The 21147-nt window shown below is 62.8% G+C and carries 14 protein-coding genes; 5 read left to right on the forward strand and 9 right to left on the reverse strand.

From position 1 onward, the window contains the following. Positions 1–63: 63 nt before the first annotated feature. On the forward strand, positions 64–2139 hold the full coding sequence (locus BLR41_RS10080; RefSeq protein WP_092627760.1) for an NACHT domain-containing protein: 2076 nt from the start codon (positions 64–66) through the stop codon (positions 2137–2139). 283 nt (positions 2140–2422) lie between these two features. Here BLR41_RS10080 and BLR41_RS10085 read toward each other — a convergent pair whose 3' ends face one another. Then, on the reverse strand, positions 2423–2659 hold the full coding sequence (locus BLR41_RS10085) for a hypothetical protein (RefSeq protein WP_092627761.1): 237 nt from the start codon (positions 2657–2659) through the stop codon (positions 2423–2425). A gap of 1194 nt (positions 2660–3853) precedes the next feature. Here BLR41_RS10085 and BLR41_RS10090 point away from each other — a divergent pair. Then, positions 3854–4240, forward strand: a complete 387-nt coding sequence (locus tag BLR41_RS10090; protein ID WP_092627762.1) for a PDDEXK family nuclease — start codon at positions 3854–3856, stop codon at positions 4238–4240. Between the two features lie 46 nt (positions 4241–4286). Here BLR41_RS10090 and BLR41_RS10095 read toward each other — a convergent pair whose 3' ends face one another. The 8 genes from BLR41_RS10095 to BLR41_RS10135 all read right to left on the reverse strand — a co-directional run bounded on the left by BLR41_RS10095 (position 4287) and on the right by BLR41_RS10135 (position 15495). Continuing rightward, the gene (locus BLR41_RS10095) at positions 4287–5477 is read right to left on the reverse strand and encodes a Wadjet anti-phage system protein JetD domain-containing protein (protein WP_176797922.1); all 1191 of its coding nucleotides are present in this window, start codon (positions 5475–5477) and stop codon (positions 4287–4289) included. Further along, positions 5464–8838 (reverse strand): ATP-binding protein, encoded by a 3375-nt coding sequence (locus BLR41_RS10100; protein ID WP_176797923.1) that lies wholly within the window; start codon positions 8836–8838, stop codon positions 5464–5466. The genes BLR41_RS10095 and BLR41_RS10100 overlap by 14 nt, the downstream gene beginning before the upstream one ends. After that, positions 8831–9589 carry a DUF4194 domain-containing protein gene (locus BLR41_RS10105; protein WP_176797924.1) on the reverse strand — a complete coding sequence of 253 codons (759 nt, stop codon included), beginning with the start codon at positions 9587–9589 and terminating at the stop codon, positions 8831–8833. The genes BLR41_RS10100 and BLR41_RS10105 overlap by 8 nt, the downstream gene beginning before the upstream one ends. Positions 9590–9614: 25 nt before the next feature. Then, positions 9615–11162, reverse strand: coding sequence for a DUF3375 domain-containing protein (locus tag BLR41_RS10110; protein ID WP_176797925.1), 1548 nt, complete (start codon positions 11160–11162; stop codon positions 9615–9617). 617 nt (positions 11163–11779) lie between these two features. Continuing rightward, the gene (locus tag BLR41_RS10120) at positions 11780–14224 is read right to left on the reverse strand and encodes an AAA family ATPase (RefSeq protein ID WP_092627768.1); all 2445 of its coding nucleotides are present in this window, start codon (positions 14222–14224) and stop codon (positions 11780–11782) included. 88 nt (positions 14225–14312) lie between these two features. Continuing rightward, on the reverse strand, positions 14313–14744 hold the full coding sequence (locus tag BLR41_RS10125; protein WP_092627769.1) for a hypothetical protein: 432 nt from the start codon (positions 14742–14744) through the stop codon (positions 14313–14315). Beyond that, positions 14741–15004, reverse strand: a complete 264-nt coding sequence (locus BLR41_RS10130) for a hypothetical protein (RefSeq protein WP_092627770.1) — start codon at positions 15002–15004, stop codon at positions 14741–14743. Before BLR41_RS10130 ends, BLR41_RS10125 begins: the two co-directional genes overlap by 4 nt. Positions 15005–15015: 11 nt before the next feature. Next, positions 15016–15495 carry an MmpS family transport accessory protein gene (locus BLR41_RS10135; RefSeq protein WP_176797926.1) on the reverse strand — a complete coding sequence of 160 codons (480 nt, stop codon included), beginning with the start codon at positions 15493–15495 and terminating at the stop codon, positions 15016–15018. A 224-nt stretch (positions 15496–15719) separates the two neighbouring features. On the opposite strand from BLR41_RS10135, the gene BLR41_RS10140 reads away from it, so the two are divergent. The 3 genes from BLR41_RS10140 to BLR41_RS22450 all read left to right on the forward strand — a co-directional run bounded on the left by BLR41_RS10140 (position 15720) and on the right by BLR41_RS22450 (position 21126). Continuing rightward, entirely contained in the window at positions 15720–17759 is a 2040-nt protein-coding gene (locus tag BLR41_RS10140) for an N-6 DNA methylase (protein WP_218120046.1), read from the forward strand. A gap of 83 nt (positions 17760–17842) precedes the next feature. Next, complete coding sequence (locus BLR41_RS10145) at positions 17843–19843, forward strand: type I restriction-modification system subunit M (RefSeq protein ID WP_092627772.1); 2001 nt, start codon at positions 17843–17845, stop codon at positions 19841–19843. A 200-nt stretch (positions 19844–20043) separates the two neighbouring features. Further along, the gene (locus tag BLR41_RS22450) at positions 20044–21126 is read left to right on the forward strand and encodes a restriction endonuclease subunit S (RefSeq protein WP_176797927.1); all 1083 of its coding nucleotides are present in this window, start codon (positions 20044–20046) and stop codon (positions 21124–21126) included. The last annotated feature ends 21 nt before the right edge of the window (positions 21127–21147 follow it).

Genomic DNA, 21147 nt, shown 5'->3' on the forward strand with positions numbered 1-21147 from the left:
ATCCTGGAGATCATCTCTAAAATCACCTCTCAAACGAGTTGATCGCTGCGGGAGGATGTCCGGATGGAGTCTCGAGTGTGGTCGCCGCGCTCGCGGCTGTCGACGGGCATAGGTCTGGTCCTGCTGATGGTCGGGCTGGCGTGGCTCACCGTGTGGCTGTTGGGCAAGACCGGCAGTAGCGATGGAGCGGGGATCGCCAACGTGCTAGCGTTACCCGCAACGGTGCTGGGCACAGTGATCTCAATGTATGGGCTGCGAGTACGTCCTCAGGCCGATGATCCAGCTGTGTTGGCCGACAGAGCACGTACCCTGCTGACTCAGGTAATCACCCACGAGGAACGTACGCTCCAGCGATTGCTGGGCGATACCGGTCAACCGAGCCCGGCCGATGTTGGGTTCACTCAACCCGAGTTGCTGCACTGGCGGACTGATGGCGGCGACCGGCACGGTTCGTTGGACTCGATTGCCTCGTTCTATCAGCAGTTGGATCGGGGTCGGCTGGTGGTTTTGGGGGAGGCTGGGGCCGGTAAGACCGTACTGGTGACCCGGTTACTACTGGATCTTGCTAGCAATGCGCACGAGACGATGACCGTACCGGGCGCTGATTCTATGCTTCGTGTTCGGGTACCAGTACGGCTGAGTCTGTCTGCATTTACCACCTCCATCGATACCACCACTGCAGTGGTACGCGAGCGGCTCGATGTGTGGATCGCTGAGCAGCTGACCACTATCTATGGTTTGGAGGCGGCTGTCGCCCGCGCGTTGGTTACCAGCGGGTGGGTGTGGCCCATACTGGACGGGCTCGACGAAATGGACACTGACGATGCCGACCCGGTACGCGGGCAAGCAGTGATCGCTGCGCTCAATCTGCCCGCCGGGCCAGATCGATGGGGGGCTGTGCTGACCTGCCGCAGCAGTCGTTACCAACAGCTTGCCAACGGCATCGGTGCAGGCGGTTCATTGCAGGACGCCACTGTGGTGACCATGCAGCCGCTCAACGTTGATCAGGTCATCGCCTGGCTCGCCCATCGTTTTCCTGCCCCCGGTGGACCTGACGGTATCCAACAACGATGGCAACCGGTGGTTGATGCCCTCCGCGCAGACCCCGCAGGCCCTCTCGCGGCCTGTCTAGCTTTGCCTTTGCGGCTCTATCTTGCTGTTACTGACTACCAAGGCCCCCACACTAGCCCCCAGGAACTCACTGGACTGGGCAGGGACGATCTCGACAACTATCTGTTCTCTCAACTCATTCCTGCCATTACCGCACATCACGCTCGGGGCGACGGCAGCCACTATGATCCCGACGATGTCGCACGATGGCTACACATCTTGGCCGACCACCTCGCTTATATGCGTCAGCAAAAACATTCCGGTATCGACCTGCACTTACACGAAATCTGGCGCACCACCAGCGATCTCAGGCAGCTCTCTGGCTGGCGCGGATTTTTTACTTCACTGGTATATCGCGGGATGTCCATCGTCTGGTCTCATCCTTCACCTTCGCACTCAGTAAAACGGTTGAATCTATATGCACTTCGTGATTCAGTTGGACGTCGTAGAGCTGTAGGGAAATTCGGGTTCGGTGTCGCTTTTGCTCTAGTGTCTGGCGTCATGCTTGGTTTTTTGGTTGGTATGCAGCATGGTCACATAGTTGGCCTCGGTTCCGGAATAATATTCAGCGTATCTCTTTTTCCGCTGGGTCTTGCCTTTGGTTTTATAGACAGTTTTAGCGATACCCAGCAGGCAGTATCCTGCCCGAGTGCATCTGTACGTCAAGCACTGGCTCGTGACCTCGCTCAAGTTATTGTGATTACGTTTGCGGCCATGTTTGCATGTGGATTTTTGAGTGGAATTACGGGAGAATTCTATTTTGGAGTGGTTTCCGGTTTTATGGGCGGACTCGTGATCGGGTTTAGGAACACTCCATGGCCACATTATGCACGTGCCCTATTCGGTCTTTCTCGTGCTGGTCGCTTGCCTGTTCGTCCGGCACAGTTCCTCGATTGGGCGCACAGCGCTGGACTGGTCCGTCTTGCTGGTATCGCCGTCCAATTTCGCCATCGCGATCTGCAAGAGCGATTGACCACACAGCCATCGACAATCGCAGATAGTCATCATTTTGCGAGTGATCTCGAATAGAACATGGAAAGAGCGTTCACATAGTCACGAGGGCGGCAGAGCACTACACGGAACTGGCGATTCCCTGTGGATACGTATAGGGTGGGCAGCTGCCAGTCAGACGGGAGGGTTCGCTCAGTCATCCCAGTTGAACAGCTGTAACGATGTGGTCGTTGCGCTGTTGTCGAATATCGTGGTTGCGGGCTTCGTGGAGCCAGTGCAGTAGGTGCACGAGGGGTGTCTAGGTTGAATCTTTTGGTGTTGATCCGGCAAGGATCGTTGTTTCGGCGGTGGCAGTGCTTCGTCAATACGACTGGTAATGACCAATCGAAACGGGACGCCGGCCGAGGCCGTGAGTGCGCTGGAACTTGTGTTCTGGAATTTTGTCGAGCCCGTCGAGAAACACGGTCACCCGGCCAGCGGGCAACATCTCAGTGGCATGCTCGCAGTTGTGGAATATAGGGTAGCTTTCGACGAGTTTGTCGGGCAGCCAGTCAGTGGCAGCGATCGTGGGATCCCAGCTGTGTAACGTGAACATCACCGGAACAAGTACTCGTTCCCAAGTCTCCACAGAGGTTTGATCGCGAAAGCGTAGCGCATCCCGAAGAAGAATCACTGCCGCGCTTTTTCCGGATCCGGCAGGGCCGAGCCCAAACCTCTGTACACGGTGTATACAGATGCTGTGTCCCCTCCTCTAGCTGTGCTGGGTCGCAGACTCCGAACCGGCAACGGCAGCGGATGCAGAAGTCTCCGCCCCTCGATGGTCTTCGCCCGCTCGTTCCACACCACTGTTGCGAGCCGATCATCTAGATCGTGTATATCCGAGCTCGATTCACTCAGTGATCTAAGAAACAAAGATAATGTGAGAAGTCCGGAGATTCAACCAATGATGTCAACGAGGTCAACACTCCTCGGTGTAGCTCGACCGGCGCCAACAGTCATCACCACGGCGCAATCGGCCTCAAACGCTTCGTGGTGCGATGTTGTTGGTGTCCGTTGACGGGCCGTCCAACCACGTTCAGCCATGCCCGTCCTGGAGCGAAGATCAACATGACCCCATCCCGGGCTTGAATCAAAGACTGGAGCCCGATGCTCCTGATTCGCTCCAGGCCACCCTGTTGAGCACGCGTCAGTGCCCCGGTCAAGATCCACACCCGAGTACGAAAAGCCCGATAACCTGCGCTTTTCGCAGTCGGTCAGCGGGCTCTGCCGCTGGTCGGGATGGCCGGATTTGAACCCGCCAATTCCTGACCCCAGTCCAATTCTGGCAGAGCATTGACCTGCGAAAATGAAGAATCCGCAGGATAGGTCACGTTGGTTCGCGATCGTTGCGCGCAGTAGACGCCGCTTGGAGCACACCATCTGTACCGGATGCACTCCTGCTCCAATGTCGCAAGGTGCCCCCAGAGGCCTGCTTCGCAGGACAACAGCTCAGCACGATCAGCCGGTGCCATAATCACATTGCACTGTTGGCCCGCTTGTGGACAGCAACAACGGCGCACGGCATCCCGCTGGAAGTTCAATTCGGAGAGGCGAGTCGCCGCGTATCCGCGGAACGCGGAGCGCATTGCGGACACGTTCGAAACTGTGGGTGGTTCATGTTGAGGTGGGCAAGATCGGCTCGGGGCTCGCAGCATCCAACTGCGCCCACCGGCAATCACAGGAGGCCACCACGTGCCAGTACCTCAATCCCGGGCCGACGCCTCCAGCGAGCTCACCGGTAGCGGCGAAGGTCATGCGCAGAACCGGGCGCCGCGACACCATTGCCGAACTTGCTCTGCGACGGGCATTGCACCGCCGCAGCCTACGCTTCCTCACCGACGCGATCCCGCCCGGCACCAACTGCCGACGTCGTGCCGACGTGCTGCTGCGTGGTGCGCACATCGCTGTCTTCGTCGACGGCTGCTTCTGGCACTGCTGCCCGGGGCACGCGCACTTGCCGAAGAGCAATCGGCAGTGGTGGCGTCGCAAGTTTGACGGAGCACTGCGGCGCGATCGGGACTCTGACGCGGAACTCTCGGCAGCCGGTTGGATGGTCATCCGGGTGTGGGAACACGAAACCGTTGAAGTCGCGGCCGACCGGATCGTCCGATTGGCCCGCCAACGCCGAGAACGGCCATGAAACCAACGGACAGGGCCAAGTCAGGCCGCCCGGTCTCGATAAACCGTCAAGGACGCTGCAGAGACACCGATGCGAGGAGTTCGGGGTACGCGTAGTCCCATGGGATGCGCTCCTGTTCGAGGAGCAACCCGGTTCCGTGCCTGGCAGCGTGTTCCGCAAGATGTTCGTGCAGTTTCCTCTCGATCACGGTCAGCTGGGGGAGGGTGGTGCGTTGGGGGAGGGAGCCGTTCACTGAGAGGTGTCGAAACCGCTCGAGGGTGGTGATATCCATCAAGACCGTGTTAACGGACAACCCGTGGATGCGTAGGTCGTTGACGAACTGAAGACCAGGAGCATCGATATCACCCCAATAGACGATCTTCCGGGAATGACGCACCCAGTTGATGCGGGCGAGGTGTGAGACATGGAACCCGTGTCCATGGAGCACAACCACATCTGCATGGTCGTCGGGGATCGCGTAACCAGTCTCCTTGTTCTCGAGGATGACGACCGTGTCCGGCTCCTGCGGCCATTGGTTGAGATCGTCGACACTGGCCGCGAAGTGGCGCATCCCGGCGAATTGGGATCTTATGCCGGGATCCAGTACGGTTACCTGGACAAGATCCGGTGGCCGCCGAAGTCCGAGTCGTTCGTGCAGGTGACGACGTTGGGAGCGTGTCTCGGCGGTGTTCGTGTCCGGAGCGTCTGGCTTGCCGAGTAGGGCCAGTACGAGGCGCGCGTGCTGTGACAGCCACTTCGTGTCGATACCTTCGATCGGGAGTTGACGCAACAGCATCCCGGAGGTGGGGTTGGCGCGCAGCCAGGTGACTGCTGTCCGTAGGCGCTGGTAGGTGTGTTCGTCCAGCTCGGTGATGCGGCGAATGATGCCCGTGAACGTCGCATCGGGGAATTCGCGTTGCAGGGTCGTCAGGCGGTGGCCGCAACGACGCCATGTCTCGCGGGTGTCAGGATGGACGTCGGCCACGTCATGGGGACTTTGCAACACGAGCGTCTTGGGCATGGCGTGGGTTCCGGTCGGAAACCGTGTGTCCGAGTAGTCCACCCTCCCGGGGCCAGTGAAACCGTTCCACTGTTCGGCCCAGGCGTGGCATGCGACCGGGTCTTCCGAGCGTTGTGCGGGGCTCGGTGGACGCAGTGGGACGCGCATGGGCCAGGTGCCTTCATTGCGAGCCCATTTCGGGTAGTCACTGTCGAACCTGCGACGCAGGTACTCAGCAACCTGCTCAGGCAGGCGCATGGACAACTCCGTCGGACTCGGCGATACGGCGGTTGGTGAGTTCCCCGAACGTCGCGGACGCAGCATCGGAACGGGCCTCGTTGTCGATTGTCCGCTTTTCAACCAGAATAGCCTGTCCGATGAACGGTTCGAGAATGCCGGACATGCGGATCGGTGCGGCTATGAGCAACTGGAAACCGAACTGCTCGAACGCCGCCAGTGCCTGGGCGGAAAAATTCTCGTCGGACTTGCTGAATGCTTCGTCGAGCATCAGTGGTGCGAAGTGAGGTGTGCCGTCGCAGTCGGAGCGGGCGAGATTGTAGCTGAGCGCGGCCGCGAGACAGAAAGCGACAAGCTTCTCCTGCTCGCCGCCGGAGTTCGAGGCGGTGTTACGATACGTGTGAACCGTACGGCCGTCACTGTCCTGTTCGAGTCCGTAGAAGGTGTAACTTTCACGAACGTCCAGGACATTGGTGGACCACCGTTGAGAGACGGAATCCTCGCTGGTGAACCATCCCATCAGCTCGCGCACGCGCTGGAACTGTGCCACCGACTCATGAGGGTCCTTCTGGGCGGCCGTGACGTTGCGCAGCAGCAGGTCGACGCGGCGACGGAACTCTTTGACATCGTCGGACGGGTTTGCCTTGTAGGCGATCTGCAGGTGTGTTCCCGCGTTGAACTCCACTTGCCGCAGTCCGGCGTTGACCATGTCGATCCGCTGCTTGATCTCGCTGGTCGCCTTTTCGATGGTGCGCTGCAGGACACTGACCGAGGGAACCATGTCCTCACTGATCATTCGTTGGAACCGGTTCATGGCCCCAGGGAGACGTCGTTGCGTGATCTCCTCGTGCAACGCGGCGAAGTCGCCGCCGCTGTGGTCGACGTCCCCGCTGGTATCCGGTGCCGTGTCCGGCCACCGGGAGATGAAGTGGTCGAGCGCGTTCTTGAGTGTCGTGTGGGCCAGCTTGCGCTGTGACTCGGCTGAGCTCTTGTGCTTTTCGAGCTCTTTCCGGAAGGCGGACTGGACCTGAGGCATGGAGTCGGTGGTGACAGGTACGTCGAGTTCGGCGTACACCTCGTCGAGGTAGGTTCGGTGTTCCTCGTCGTCGACGGAGTGTGGCTTGCGTTGTTCCTGTTCGTACCGCTCGGTTAGGTGGGTTTGCCGCGCACTGTGTTCGGCAATCTTGTTCTTGGTGTTGGTGCGCGTTTCGGTGGCGGAATTCCACTTTCGTTTTGCTTCGTCGCGAGCTTTTTCCAGTTGGTTCAGGTTCACGTTGTCGGCCCTGATTTGCTCGATGCGCTCTTCGAGCTGGCGAACGTGGCCTTGGGAATTCCAGAAATTCAGCTGAGACCAGCTGCTGTAGGTGCGGAGCTGTTCAACGGCGCTCAGGGTGGTGCTCAGGTTCTGGAATGTTGAGTCGATCTCGTCGGCGTCTGCTTTCGCCTTCTGCCGGGATTCGTCGAGTTCGGCGACGGCGGCTTCCAGCGCCGCGCGCTTGGTACGCGTGTTGGCACCGAGGATGTAGGACGATGGGTCGGCTGCTTCGCTGCGGTCGTCCTTGCGGTAGTGATTACCAGGACTCTTCACCGTACCGTTGATCGTCACCGCGATTGTATGGTGGTCGAGCTCGCGTGGGTTGTCGACGCATACGTGATCGAACTTTTTGACGAGCTGTCCGAGTAGCCATGGCCCGCACGGGTGATCGGTGTCCACGATGAGCTTGCCGGCCAGGAATCCTCGGTCGGGGCGGGGCTGGTGAGCTGACGTGGCGGTAACAATGCTGTACTCGATCAGACCGCGCATGTTGTTGGTGTCGATGAACTGGCTGATGGTGTCCTTGTGCTGCTCGGGAACGAGCAACCGCAGCCCGAAGGTGCGCAGGACCCGCTCCGCGGCAGGCCGCCACCGTTCCTGGTCGTCGGCGACGTCGATGAGCTCGGCGGCGTACGGGAGTTGTGCGAGGGGGACGCCGGTGTGTTGTGCGATGAACTCGCGGCGGCGAACGGCCCGCTGGGGGATGAGACTCGCGGCTGACCGCAGTGCCTCCAGTTCGGCGGAACGCTCGTCGTATCGTTCTTCGGCTTGTGCCAGCGCTGCGTAGACCGAGTGACGCTGTGCCTGCAGGGCGGCCTGCTCGTCATGGGCTTGCTGGCCTATCGCGGGCAGTTGATCGCGCAGGGCGGTGAAGGCCTGTTCGTCCTGGGGGCACGTCACGCTCAGTCGAGCGACCTGCCCGCTGTAGAGCTGGTAGGCGTGCTGTCGGCTACGGACTTCGGTGTTGGCCGCGTCCAGCTCCACCTGTAGGTGGCGGAGTGGTTCATTTTCGCTGCGAAGCTGCTGTTCAAGGGACAGGTAGGCGTCCCTCGCCCGTTCTTCGTGTTGCTGTTCCTCGGCCAGCTTCGTGTCCAACGCGTCGATGGCTTCGTCGAGGCTGTTGCGTTCCTGATCGATGCTCCGCAGATGAACACCCCGCAGGTAGCGTTCCATCGGTGTTCCCAGGAGGGCTTCGGCGAGGTTGTGCGTTCGGCCGGACTCGCAGTACGTGATCCAGGACGACGGTACATCGCGCAGGATCAGCTCCTGGTTATGAGCTCGCTGTGCGATCTGGTAGGCCTCGTTGAGAGGGGTGAACGCCTCCAGCATCTTGGTGCAGGCAGCGAACGTTTCCGGTCTGTCGAGCATGTTCTCCCGGATGAACAGGTCCAGCGCTCCGACGTTCTTCATCGCCTTGGCCTTGCCGAGCAGGGATAGCGCGGTCTTGGAAGTACCCAGACCGATGCGCTGGGCCAGTTCGCGCATGTAGCTTTCTTGAGAGGGCGGGTAGAAGGCGGGAACCGCGTGTTTCAGCCATGTCGTGTCGAACCCCCGGTCGGCCCACTCCTCCAGAGCGGTCAGTTCGAAGCTGCCGTCGTGCAGTTGGCGCAGCGTCTTCATGGACTTGGGATCGTTGTCCACCCCGGTGAACCACTTGACAACGACTGCGGTAGTGATCACACCGTGTCCGTTGTCGTAAGTAGCCGCGATTGCCGACCAGGTTGGTCTGCCGCTTCGCAAGTATTGGGTCTGGGACTGCTCGTGTTCGTCGTTGGTCTCCGACCAGGCACCGCGTACGTAGTCGACGACGCTGCGGGTGCTTTGCTTGGACCCACGCGCCGTCAGATCCGCCGAGGCGTTGAAGCGTTGATCGTTGGTGGGAAGCAGCACCATGGAGTGCGCGTCCATCAGTGACGACTTACCTGAGCCGGACGGCCCGGTGAACAGCACTCCGCGCTTGTCGATGGCGAAGTCCTTGTAGCCGCAAAAGGTTCCCCAGTTTACGACCTGCAGACGGGTAAGGCGGAACTGGTCTTGGTGACTGCGGTCGAGCATGTCTTCAGTCATCGTTCTCTCCGCTGTCGCTGTCGCTGTCGCTGTCGCTGTCGCTGTCGCTGGAACGGGCCGTTTCGCCGGACGCGATCGCCTTGTATCGCTGGCCGAGTACATCGACCTGGTCCGTCGTGAGGATCGACGTGATGACTCCGTAGATGACGTAACGATCCGTGCCCTTGATCGGCTTGATGATGGCGGCGTCGTCGAGCGCACGAATGGCAGTTCTGATCTTTTTCTGGTATGCGGCGTCGTCGGTGTCGGTGGCCGGTTTGTAGGCCATCATGTGGTCGATCATGTCGGCTGTTTCCACGACCGGATTGTCCGGAGACAGCAGGTACTGGTGATACAGGTGCAGAGCCAGCGTGCTCGCCGCGAGGCTGAGTGTCTTCGTGCGCAGGATCGCGCGACTGTGCGGGCTGGGATCGTCGGCCTGGCGCGTGAAAGCGTAGCGGTACTCGTGGTTGACTTCGAGTAGCAACCCGAGCTCCGACAGGCGACTGCGCAGAACATCCTCGTGCTCGACCACGACCGCCCAGTACTTGCGTGCCTTTTCGCTGACGTGCGGGGCCGCCACTAGCTCCTGGAGGGTCCAGCACACGTCGTGGGGCAGTTGACTGGTGTCGCCGTCGAACCGCGGTTGTATGGTGTCCTGGCCAAGGTGGGTTCGCACCGGTTCCGCCGCACCGGAAAACACCTGTTCGGGGTCCAAGGGAACGGGATCGGCGTCCTCGTAGGCTTCTTCCGGGAACAGGCCGTCGAACACGTTCGCGAAGTTCGGTTCGAGGGAGTTAACCATCGAGGATGCCTTCCGTGACAGACGTTCGCACCCGTAGGGGAGTGCGGTTGTCGAGTCCGAGCTGGGGGTCGGGAAGTTGTTGATCGAACACCAGGTATGGAACGGTGATCTCGCGCGAGCCGCGGCTCGTGTGCGTCTGGACCGTGATGCCGGAGGTGTCGTCGACGTCGCCGTGACGAGTGGCCAGCGACCACAGGCCGATGACATCGCCGGTGCGTGGCTCGGGGAGCTGCTCGAGCACCTCGGGCAGCGTGGCGAAGCCGTTTCGGGCGTCCATGGCGGAGTGCACGGCGACCTGCAGAGCTTGCCAATCGATGGCTTCCTGACCAGTCAGTGCCGCAGGATCGATGTCGAAGTCGTTGTCGGACGCGTTGAGGGGTTCGGGCAGCGTCGTGATTCCCTCGTCGAGGCGCAACCGTCCTACGGAGCGGGCATCGACTCCGCTCATGGGGACGACAAACCCGATGTCGCGGCCGCCGTGAGTGCGCGCAAAGGCTTCGGCCGCCGAGGCTTGGACCTCGTTGATCCGGATGCGCATGCTGCGGTAGTGTGAGAAGTCACCGCCACGGACGAAATTGCTGATCCTGCGAAACGCGGCTCCTCGTGTCTTTTCGACTTCCTGAACGCGGTTCCACATGACATCGATGAACCCGTTCAAGCTATCGGCCAGATGTGTGGGCAGGTCGGGGAGGTGCTCGGTGATCTCGGCAATGTCGGTTTCCAGCTGAGCACGATGTGAGGGGTTTCCGATCATCGTGGAGAACGATCGGAATGCCTGCCCTTCTGGACTGTCGGCGATGACGTCGTGGCCGTCGAACATGCGCTGCAGTGACTCGGCGAACTCGTTCGGGTCCCCGCTGAGTCCCTGTCGGAGCAGTGTTGCGGTGTTGGCGTGCATGCGTTCGCCGTATCGTGCGATGTCACTCGGGATGCGTTCGATGAGCTGGGTCAGCGTGTTGATCTTGTCGACGAGTTCGGTGTGGTTGACCCGCGGCGTCTCGCCGTTATCGAGTGCGTCTCGCTGAGCGATAAGAGTCGCGATCTGCTCGTTGATCGATGCCCGACGGGCGCTCGGATCGGGATTGGCTTCGGCAGCGATCTGTCGCAGTTCGGACATCACGATGACGAGGGTGGATTCGGTGGCGATCGAGGTGTGCCGTTGCAGGTTGCGCATCTGCCGTACCGCCTGGGTCGCACCCGAGGTGAGCTGATACTGCTCGGTGCGGCTGGTGGGGTCGACGCTGCGATGTACCCAGCCCTTCTTGGTCCAGTGCGTGAGGAGATCGTCCGCGTCGGTGACAGCCGGTGTTGCGGCGTCATCGGTGTCGGCGTGCGGGGAGCTGTGCAACAGCTCGGGCAGATCAGCGTTCATCTCAGCGGCGAGTGTCTGTCCATCGACGATCTGTCCGTCGCCGAGATGGGCGGCCATGACAGCCAGATGGAACAGGGCGTCCCGGGAGCGCAGCAACGACATGGTCACGTCGGCGGCGGAGCTGGCACGGAATTCGTGCCACCACTGCTCGGTGGTCTTGACGGTCATGTCAGCGCTCTCTCCTGGTACGCGAGTCGATCTGGACGGATAGTTGCATCGGTGTGTGGACAGTCGGCTGCGGGCGTCGACGCGGTTCGTTCGCACGGTAACCCCGAGCACCGACACCAAATGATGATCCCTTTCGGCGACACCACGCTGTGCTTGACCACGGGCTTGTTCGATCTGGGCGAGACACTTTTCCTCTCGGAACCGAACCGTGTGTGTCTTACGCACGCGGGACATGCCACAGAGCTGTTAGAGGTGCTCGTCTCGAGGACGTGTCGACTTCACATGCTCGAGTAGCCTGCGGACCTCGTTCTCGTTCGGCGCGAATTCGAAAGCGTGGTGGTGGCATGCGCGGCTGAGCCCGAGCCAGGATCTTGCGAGAAGCTCGGCGGTCGTTGCGTTCGTGTGGTGTCGCAGGACGACGAGTCGTGCTCGCATGGTTGCGATGTCCGAGCGGACGCCGACCCGTTCGCACAGATCGCGCGTGATGGCTTCGAGAGCGCGGCGTGCGAGGAAGGCGGCCACTCGGGATACCTGGTGCGGCGGCACCGCGATGGTGCGATCGAGGACGGCGTGAGCGCTGGTGATCAAGCGGTCCGCATCTGACGTGTTCGCGGTCATCATGACTCCCGGAGCAGGTCGTTCACGGTGTCGGAGAGGTCCTGGACTGCCAGCTTCGGATCCTTGCGCAGTCCTTCGTGGGTGCCGGCGCCGCAGATCGTGAGGGTTCTGTTGCGCCAGGACTTGCTGTATTGCCAGCTGGTGAGGTCGGCTTCCCGAGCGTCGTACAGGGCCAGGGCCACGCATTGCCGGGTCTTGTGGGTGCGGTTCCACTCGTCCTCGGTGGTTGCCCTGTCCGCTCCTCGCGAGAAGCGTCGTGCCAGGAAGATGTCACGTGCGGCTGCTTCTACGGCCATGCGGCACAGGCCGGGGAGAACGTCGGCTTTCACGTCGTTGTCGAGCTGTTCGTCGTGGGCGATCGTCCGCGCGTCGGCGACGTGGCGCTGGGCGGGGTGGTGGGACTCGGTGATGTCGACCGTGGAGCCGGATCCCCGTGTGACGTGCAGGATGCGGGCGTCGACACCGGTGCGTCGTGCCGATTCGGGGAGGCGGTCGTCGTGGGAGAGCACAACGACCTGTCGGTCCTGGGCCAGGCGTGCCAGAACCTGGACGAAGCCGTCGACCTTGGCCGGGTCCATGGCCTGGATCGGGTCGTCGAGCACGATGAACCGGAACGGGCTTTCGGGCATGGTGGCCCGGGGCAGGAACAGGGCCAGCGCCAGAGCGTGCAGTTCACCTTGGCTCATCACTCCCAGCGCGCCCGCGTTCTCGCCGTCGACCTCGGCGTTCAGGGCGACCCTGCGACGGTTGCCGTTGCCGGTCAGCGAGATTGACTCCAGGTCGACGTTGCTCTCCTGACGCAGTTCGGACCAGATCGTGCGAGCTTCGATGGCGAGCGGTTGGAGACGCTCGTTGCGCAACAGGTGGGTGTTGTCCTTGAGCCACGTGCTGGCGTTCTTGCCGTCGGTGAGGGCTTCGGATTGGGCGCGTGCTTCGCGAGCACGACGGACCCATTCGATGATGCGTGCGGCCAGCGGGGCCCAGGCGTCCTCCCGCTCGGTGATCAGGTCTCGTGCCTCAGCTGTCAGTTCGGACATTGCCTCGGCGAGTTCGGGGTACGTCCGTGTCACGTGGTCGGCCAGGGCCGCGTCGGTTTCGGGCATGTTGGTCCAGCGATCGATGGCAGCTCGCGCTCGATCGAACGCGGCGAGTTCGACGCCGTCGGGCTCGACCAACGGGGGTGTGGTGGTGACCAAACGCCGCAGGGCGGCGGCGCGGTCGCGCATGTTCGCGCGTGCTTGCTGCGCCGCGGCCTGCCGCTGATCGTCTTCGGCGAGTTGTGCGGTGACGCGAGTGCTCCACTCCGCGTCGAGGGTGCCCACACCGCATACTGGGCATGCCCTGTCGCCGTGCTGGTGGTGGAAGTGCAGGGCCTGCCGCAGCAGGGCGGTGCGGTGGTCCACGCCGAGCAACGAATCGTCGAGCGCAGTGCCGGCGTCGTCCAGCGCTGTGCGGAGGGCGGTTACGGCGTCGTTGACGGCTTGTTCCGACGGGAAATCGACGTTGCTCAACGTCCGGAGTTGGGAAAGCTGCGCATCAGGTTGGCGGACGTCGGTCGCGTAGCTCTGGATGAGGTCGAGATCGGGCGAACGCCTGCGAAGCGCCTCGAGTACGTGAGCGGCGCGTTCGTCGGTGCTGTTGTCGAGCTCGGCCTTAAGGGTGCTGCGCATGGCCTTGGCCGTCTTCTCGGGCTCCTCCAAGCGCGTGACCAGTGCCCGCAGCCGTCGAGTCGCGTCGGCGAGTTGCTCCAGGCCGAGCAGCTTGGCCAACGCGTCGTGCAGTTCGCTGGGACCGGCTTCGAGCAGGCCTCCGAGTTCGTCGTAGGACAGGATCGGCCGGTACAGCGCCAACGGTTCCTTCCAGCCCAGCGTAGCGACACTTTCCTGCCGTTTCCCGGTACGCTGGGCCCACTCCGCGCGGTTGGTCAGAGCGGCGTCGTTCGCCCAGTCCACGCCGACCGTTGTCGTGCCGACGCCCTCTTCGGCCAGCCGGACCCGGATGGCGGGTCGCGTTCCGTCGTGGACGTTGCGCCAGTGCTCCTGCCACATCGTCGAGTTCTTCTTCCACCGGTAGCTGTCCCCGATGAGCGCGAGCTCCAGCGCCTCGGTGAAGCTGGACTTGCCGCACCCGTTGCGTCCTGCGACGACGGTCAGCCCCGGAGTCGGGGTCAGGTCGAGCGTCGTGGTCGCGCCGATGCCGCGGAAACCGGAGACCTCGATCGCCTCGAGGAAGGCTCCGACCGGCTCGGAAGGAGATCCGGACGGGATGCGCTCGCTCGGCGGACGCGGTGGCGTTTCGGCGTTTCCCGCGGCCTCGGCGAGGGCTTCGTCGCTGTCCAGCGCGGCGAGGACGAGCATCTTCGCCTGGTCGTTCAGCGTGGGGTCTTGCTCGGCACGGTCCAGCACGGTGTTGGTGAGTTCGGTGTTGCGGTCGCTATCCATCATGAGGAGTTCCTCCTGGCTTCCGGGGGGCGTGGAGTGGTGATCGTGGCGAGAGGCGGGAGCCGGACCCGCGCCGGAGTCGGCGTCGAGGTCAGAACACGTCGACGACCTCGATCTTCAGAGTGGTGCTGGACGACGGGGTCTGTACGGATGAGCGGTTGACGCCGTACTTGCCGTCGCGCAGACGCGTCGAGTCGATCTGTTCCGCCTCACCGCCGGTGGCCCGGTAGGTCACTGTGGCCGGTCGCAGCTCGGAGATCGGTGTCACGTCGGTGTAGGCGACGTCGACCTGGTACTCGACGAGACCCCCGGCGGAGCCGTAGCACTTCTTGCTCAGCACTCGCATCGACAGCTTCAGGTCGTCGGCCGCAGGGAGCGGTTTCAGCGCCTGCTCGGTGGTGGTCGGTGACGGCGTGACCATCGGGGTGCTGGTGCCGCCGTGGTCGGGACCGTTGGGCGCGGGGCCGCCGGAGCAGCCCGCCACCGCGAGGACGAGCGCGCCGATCGTTGCCAGTCGTTTCATCTGTTCGCTCGTTCCCAGTCGTTGCGGACCTGGTGGTAGAGCGCGAGGTCGCGCTGGTACTGCTTCTGCTCGTGCCGGCCTTGGTAGTGGTTCCACGCGGCCACGCAGGGCCACACGAAGATCCAGAAGCCGAAGGTGACCAGCGTGAGCAGCAGGTGCAGCACGTGGTTGGTGCGGCGTTGTGCGGGTAGCACCGGCGGGACCGGAGCGGGTTGGCCGCGCAGGGGGTGGCGGTCGGGCTGGGGCATCGGCTGGTTCACGACATCCCTCCTCAGAATCCGGTGTTGCCGGAGCAGGACACGACCGCGTACGGCTCGGAGCTGGTGTTCTCCTTGATGACCTCGCCGTCGACGGTGATGCGGCAGGTGATCTCACCGCCGTTGTTGCCGTTCTGCGCGCTGAGCGTGAAGAAGTCGTACCCGCCGTCATAGGGCCCGGTGTGCTTCCACGGCAGGGTGGCTCCGGTCTTCTGCGAGACTCCGCCGCTGGCGCCGTAGCTGATGTTGCCGGCCGTGCCGCTGCCGGTCACTTCGTAGACGACCTGGGCAGGCTTGTCGGGAGCCTGCTGGGTTGACTCGGTGCTGCTGCCGCCGGCGGAAGGCTGGTTTCCACCGCCTCCGCCCGCGGTGCCGATCGCGCTGCCCAGCACGACCAGCGCCACGAATCCGCCGAGGACCCACGGCCACTTCTTGCGCTTGGTGGGCTGCCGCGGCGGCTGCTGACCGGGATACGGGCTGTAGGGCTGATTCATCGGAGAACTCCTGATGTCGGGTAGGTGATCGAGAGGTGATGGGCGGTCCGGGATGCGATGCATCCGGGCGGACCGGGGCGCCGGTCGCTCTCGGTGTGGCGATGCAGTGCCGTCATTGAAAGCAATCATAGATGAGCATACCGATGAAAGCGGTGTCAAATATGTATACAGCTTGAATTGGTGGTGTATGGTTCAGGCATGCGACGAACCGTGGAGTGTGCACCGTGACGCGAGTCGAGGTCACTTCAGCCGACATCTCGCGGATGGCCGGGGTCACCCGGGCCACGGTGAGCAACTGGCGACGGAGACATCCGGACTTCCCGGATCCGACCGGCGGCACTGACACCAGCCCGGCTTACGATCTGGTGGAGGTGCGGGACTGGTTGGCGGCGCGTGGTCAACTGCCGGAGTTGTCCCCGTTGGAGGAGCTGCGCACGACGCTGCTTCAGGCTCCGAGGGAGGCGGCTGCGCTGCTGCCGTTCATCCCGCCGCTCGTATGGTTGGAGACCAGCCGGTTTGACTGGTTGCGTGAGCTGCATGACGAGGAGCTCGTGGCGGAGACTTCTCGGTGCCTGGACGTGTCTCCTCCGACGGAGGCCGCTCCGGAGACGGTGCGTGCGCTGCTGCGCTGCGTGTCTGAGGAGGGCGCCGAGGTCGCGCTCGTGGTGTTCCAGGATGTGCTGGGTGCGGACTCGGTGCACACGACTCCGAAACCGGTCGTGGACCTGATGGTCGGCCTCCTGCTGGAGCCGGGGACCGTATTCGATCCGGCGTGCGGGGGAGGTGGTCTGCTGTCAGCGGCGGCGCGACAGGGCGCCACTCAGTTGTTCGGGCAAGACATCGCACCGACCCAGGCCGTGTTGTCCGAGGTTCGGCTTCGTGTCGAGGCCCCGAAGGCGGAGCTCGTCGAAACGGTCGCCGCCGACAGCCTCCGGCAGGACGCGTTTCCGGACCTGCAGGCCGACACGGCGTTGTGCAATCCGCCGTTCGGGATCCGCGACTGGGGTCATGACGATCTCGCCTACGATCCGCGCTGGGTTTACGGGCTCCCTCCGAGGGCGGAATCCGAACTGGCGTGGGTGCAGCACTGCCTGGCGCACGTGGAACCGGGTGGTGGCGTGGTGGTGCTGATGCCCCCGGGCGCGGCCGAACGGGCCTCGGGCCGCAGGGTCCGCGCCGAGCTGATCCGCCGTGGTGCGTTGCGCGCTGTCATCGCGCTCCCGCCGGGAGCCGCGCCACCGCTGCACCTCGGCCTGCACCTGTGGGTTCTGACCCAACCGGACGAAACTCTGGACACGGGCGAATCGGTGCTGTTCATCGATGCGGCGACCGAGAACCTCTCCCACGAGCGGATCGTGGAGTTGTGGCGGGACTTCGACGAGGCCGAGGAGCGCTTCGAACCGGTGGAGGGGGTGGCGCAGCGGGCGTCGATCGTCGATCTGCTCGACGCCACGGTCGATGTCACGCCGGCTCGCCGCGTTCACGCCGGGGTGGTGGCCACGCCGACCGAGCAGGCCGAGCGCGCCGAGCACCTGCGTGAACAGCTGGCTCGTGCCTGCGCAAACCTGGCCGAGTTGACGGATGCGGCACGCATCGGCGGTGACACGTTCGACGCGAGCTCGCACGCGTGGGCCGTGGCGGATGCGGAGCCGGAGACGTGGCGGACGGCGACCGTGGCCGACCTGTTGCGCGGTGGGGCGCTCACCCTGCACCGAGCGACCTCGGTTCGTCGGGGCGCGTCTTCGCGAAACACGGACGCGGCCATCGACGATATGCCAGTGTTGACCTTGAGCGATCTTCGCGGAGAAACCCCCACCTCGGGTTCGCCGCGGGACAAGCCTGCCGAGCACGTCCGGATCGAAGACGGGGACGTCATCATGCCCGAGACACTGCACGGCCTCCGCATCGTTCCTGCCCGCGTGGCCGATGCGGAGGACTCCGGCAAGTTGCTGGGCCCGCACCTGTTCCTGCTTCGGCCTGATCCCGAGCGGCTGGACCCGTGGTTTCTGGCCGGATTCCTGTCGGCCGAGGAGAACACGCACCGAGCGACAACGGGCACGTCGATCGTGCGGCTGGACGTCAAACGGCTGCGGGTACCGCTCGTGCCACCGCGGAGCCAGCGGGATTACGGGAGGGCCTTTCAGCACTTGTTCCGGCTCCGGCAGTCGGCCGCACTCGCAAGCACGCTCGCCGAGGAGACCGCGAGACAGTGGGCGACCGGGTTGACCAGTGGGGCGCTGTTGCCGCCCGAAGCGGACAGCTGACCGTCGCGCTTCCGGCGACGGCTCGATGTCCCGGTCCATACCCATCATTTTCTCTTTCGACAACCAAGAACCAAAGGAAAGCGTTGAACACCGACAAACACACGGAGCTGGCCAACCACGCGTGGTCGGTCGCCGACCTGCTGCGTGGTGACTACAAACAGTCCGACTACGGCAAGGTGATCCTGCCGTTCACGGTGCTGCGCAGACTCGAATGCGTACTGGAACCAACCCGCGACGAGGTACTGGAAACGGCGCGGAAGTTCCGGGACCAGGACATGGACCCGGAGAAGTTCCTGCGCCGAGCCTCAGGGCACAGCTTCTACAACACCACGGCCTACACCCTTCGGTCGATCGCGAACGACTCCAAGCACGCTCAGCGCAACCTCAAGCAGTACATCGGGGGGTTCTCCCCGAACGCTGCCAAGGTCTTCGAGCACTTCGAGTTCGTGAGACAGATCGAGCGGCTGGACAGTTCGGACCTGCTTTATCAGGTCGTGGGCAAGTTCGCCGACCTGGACGTGCGGCCGGAGGTGGTGTCGAACCACCAGATGGGCTACATCTTCGAGGAGCTGATCCGGCGGTTCTCCGAGCAGTCCAACGAGACCGCGGGTGAGCACTTCACCCCGCGCGAGGTCATCGAGCTGATGGTTAACCTGCTCATCGGCCCGGACGACGACGCGTTGAGCGTACCCGGCGTTGGGCGCAAGGTGTTGGACCCGGCGTGCGGCACGGGCGGGATGCTCAGCGCCGCTCACGAACACATCACCGCGATGAATCCGGACGCCAGCGTCGAGGTCTACGGCCAGGAGATGAACCCGGAGTCGTGGGCGATCTGCCGGTCCGACCTGATGATCAAGGGGCAGGATCCGGAGAAAATCGCGTTCGGAAACTCCTTCAGCGACGACGGACACTACCGCCAGACCTTCGACTACCTGCTGGCCAACCCGCCGTTCGGCGTGGAATGGAAGAAGGTCAAGGACGAGGTCGAGGGCGAGCTGGAGCAGCTGGGAGAGAACAGCCGGTTCTGGCCCGCGCTGCCGCGCATCAACGACGGCTCGCTGCTGTTCCTGCAGCACATGATCTCGAAGATGAAACCGGCCGACAAGGGCGGCAGTCGAGTCGCGATCGTGTTCAACGGCTCGCCGCTGTTCACCGGCGCGGCAGGCTCGGGCGAGTCACAGATCCGGCAGCACATCCTGGAGAACGACTGGCTGGAGGGCATCGCCGCACTGCCGGACCAGCTGTTCTACAACACCGGCATCTCCACCTACTTCTGGATCCTGAGCAACCGCAAACGGCCAGAGCACCAGGGCAAGGTGGTGCTGCTCGACGCCCGCGACTACTGGCACAAGATGCGCAAGTCGCTGGGCGACAAGCGGAAGTCCATCGGTGATGGCAGAGAAGGCCGCCCCGATCAGATCGCCGAGATCACGCGGCTGTGGAGCGAGGCGTTGGAGGTCACCGAGGACGAGAACCACCCGTTGCACGGCAAGGTCAAGATCTTCGACAACCACGACTTCGGCTACCACCGCATCACCGTGGAGCGGCCGCTGAAGCTGCGCTTCGAGCTCACCGAGGAGGCCCTCGCGGCGCTCGGTCAGGCCAAGCCGGTGCGCAAGCTCGACGATCCTGAGGGGTTCGTGGCCGCGCTGCGCCCGCTGATCGGCAAGACGTGGTGGACCAAGGACGAAGCCGTGCTGGCGATCAAGGACGCGGTGGTCGACTCCGGCGGGACCTGGCCGACCGGCGCCCCGTTCGCCAAGGCCCTGCGCGAGGCCGTCGGCGTGCGCGATCCGGAAGGTGAGGTGCAGACCGTGAAGGGCGCGCCCGAACCCGACACGGAACTCCGCGACTACGAGAACGTCCCCCTCGACGAGGACGTCGACGAGTACCTCGCCCGCGAGGTACTCCCGCACGTCCCCGATGCGTGGATCGACCACACCAAGACCAAGGTCGGCTATGAAATCCCGTTCACCCGGCACTTTTACGTGTACGAACCGCCACGGCCACTGTCGGAGATCGACAGCGAGCTGAAACAGCTGGAGTCCGAGATCCAGGAGCTGCTCGGGGAGGTGACGGAATGAGTTTTTCACCGACAGCTTGGACCTCTTCTATCCATCCGACATGGAGGCGCGGCCGTTTGAAGGATATGGTCGCGCGAAATGCAAACGGGACATGGGGTACGGATCCTTCCGGCGACCAAGACGACGTCCGTTGCATACGTGCCGCCGACTTCGATCGAGAGCATCGACGAGCGCGACTTGACACCGCTCCGCTTCGACAAGTGGAAGCTTCATCGCTTCGGCGATACGAACTCGCACCGGGTGACCTTGTACTGGAAAAGTCAGGTGGAGGGGACAAGCAACCGGTCGGCATGGCGGTGCTATTCGAAGGCGGAGAGCGCGCCATATGTTCCAACTTCTGTGCTCGTATTACGCCTGCGTGTAACATTGACTCTCGTTTCTTGAATTATGTATTCACGTCGACGTATAAAATGGGACTGACAGAAAGTTCGATTAAGCAGGCCACCGGCATTCAAAACCTTGATACACGTGCTTTTTTCGATAACGAATGGGCATGGCCTCCGCTGAAGGAGCAGCGCCACATCGCCGACTTCCTAGACTCAGAAACTGCCAAGCTAGATCAGATTAGCATGCGATCCATCCGGATTAGCTATCTGCTTGCAGCGCGGAAAGCTGCGTTCATGGACATGTGTTTCCAGGCCGGGATCGGAGAATTTCTAGACACGCTTCCGTTGAGGCGGGTTGTGGAACGGTGGATTGATTATCGCGGCGCCACTCCGGAGAAGACTGTGAGTGGTATACCTTTGGTGACGGCGAAGAACATTAAGAGTGGATCCATAGATCTCGACGCGAGTCGTGAATACGTCGCTGAAGAAGACTACAATGTTTGGATGCGACGAGGCTTGCTGTCGCACGGCGACGTTCTCTTGACGACAGAAGCCCCTTTGGGAGAAGTCGCTCTGGTGGAGGACACCAAAGTGGCTCTTGCGCAACGGGTCATCCTTTTGCGTGCCGATCGTCGATACTGTTCTCCAGAATGGATCTACTGGTGGCTGCGATCTCCGCGTGGGCAGTTTGAGCTCGCACTGCGAGCAACCGGCTCTACAGCTCTCGGCATCAAAGCCGACCGATTGCGTGGGGTTCCGATCCCTATGACAGACGGAACCGACAGCGCCGAGCGGGTTCGTAAACTCCAACAAGACGTGACGGAATTGGACGCATTGGAACGCAAGCTTGAGCGGCAGCGCCTGCTTCTCACCGAACGCCGCCAAGCCCTAATCACCGCTGCCGTGACCGGCGAGATCGACGTCTCCACCGCGAGTGGACGAGGGATCGAGGAGTAGTCAGCCATGAGCCGAGCAGAT

The organism is Actinopolyspora mzabensis (assembly GCF_900101095.1).
GTDB lineage: Bacteria > Actinomycetota > Actinomycetes > Mycobacteriales > Pseudonocardiaceae > Actinopolyspora > Actinopolyspora mzabensis.

Bases quoted from the DNA above. Each gene is read 5' to 3' on its own strand.
- BLR41_RS10090 (WP_092627762.1), top strand. From the start codon at position 3,854: ATGCGCAGAACCGGGCGCCGCGACACCATTGCCGAACTTGCTCTGCGA.
- BLR41_RS10110 (WP_176797925.1), bottom strand. From the start codon at position 11,162: ATGACCGTCAAGACCACCGAGCAGTGGTGGCACGAATTCCGTGCCAGC.
- BLR41_RS10095 (WP_176797922.1), bottom strand. From the start codon at position 5,477: ATGCGCCTGCCTGAGCAGGTTGCTGAGTACCTGCGTCGCAGGTTCGAC.
- BLR41_RS10100 (WP_176797923.1), bottom strand. From the start codon at position 8,838: ATGACTGAAGACATGCTCGACCGCAGTCACCAAGACCAGTTCCGCCTT.
- BLR41_RS10125 (WP_092627769.1), bottom strand. From the start codon at position 14,744: ATGAAACGACTGGCAACGATCGGCGCGCTCGTCCTCGCGGTGGCGGGC.
- BLR41_RS10080 (WP_092627760.1), top strand. From the start codon at position 64: ATGGAGTCTCGAGTGTGGTCGCCGCGCTCGCGGCTGTCGACGGGCATA.
- BLR41_RS10120 (WP_092627768.1), bottom strand. From the start codon at position 14,224: ATGATGGATAGCGACCGCAACACCGAACTCACCAACACCGTGCTGGAC.
- BLR41_RS10135 (WP_176797926.1), bottom strand. From the start codon at position 15,495: ATGAATCAGCCCTACAGCCCGTATCCCGGTCAGCAGCCGCCGCGGCAG.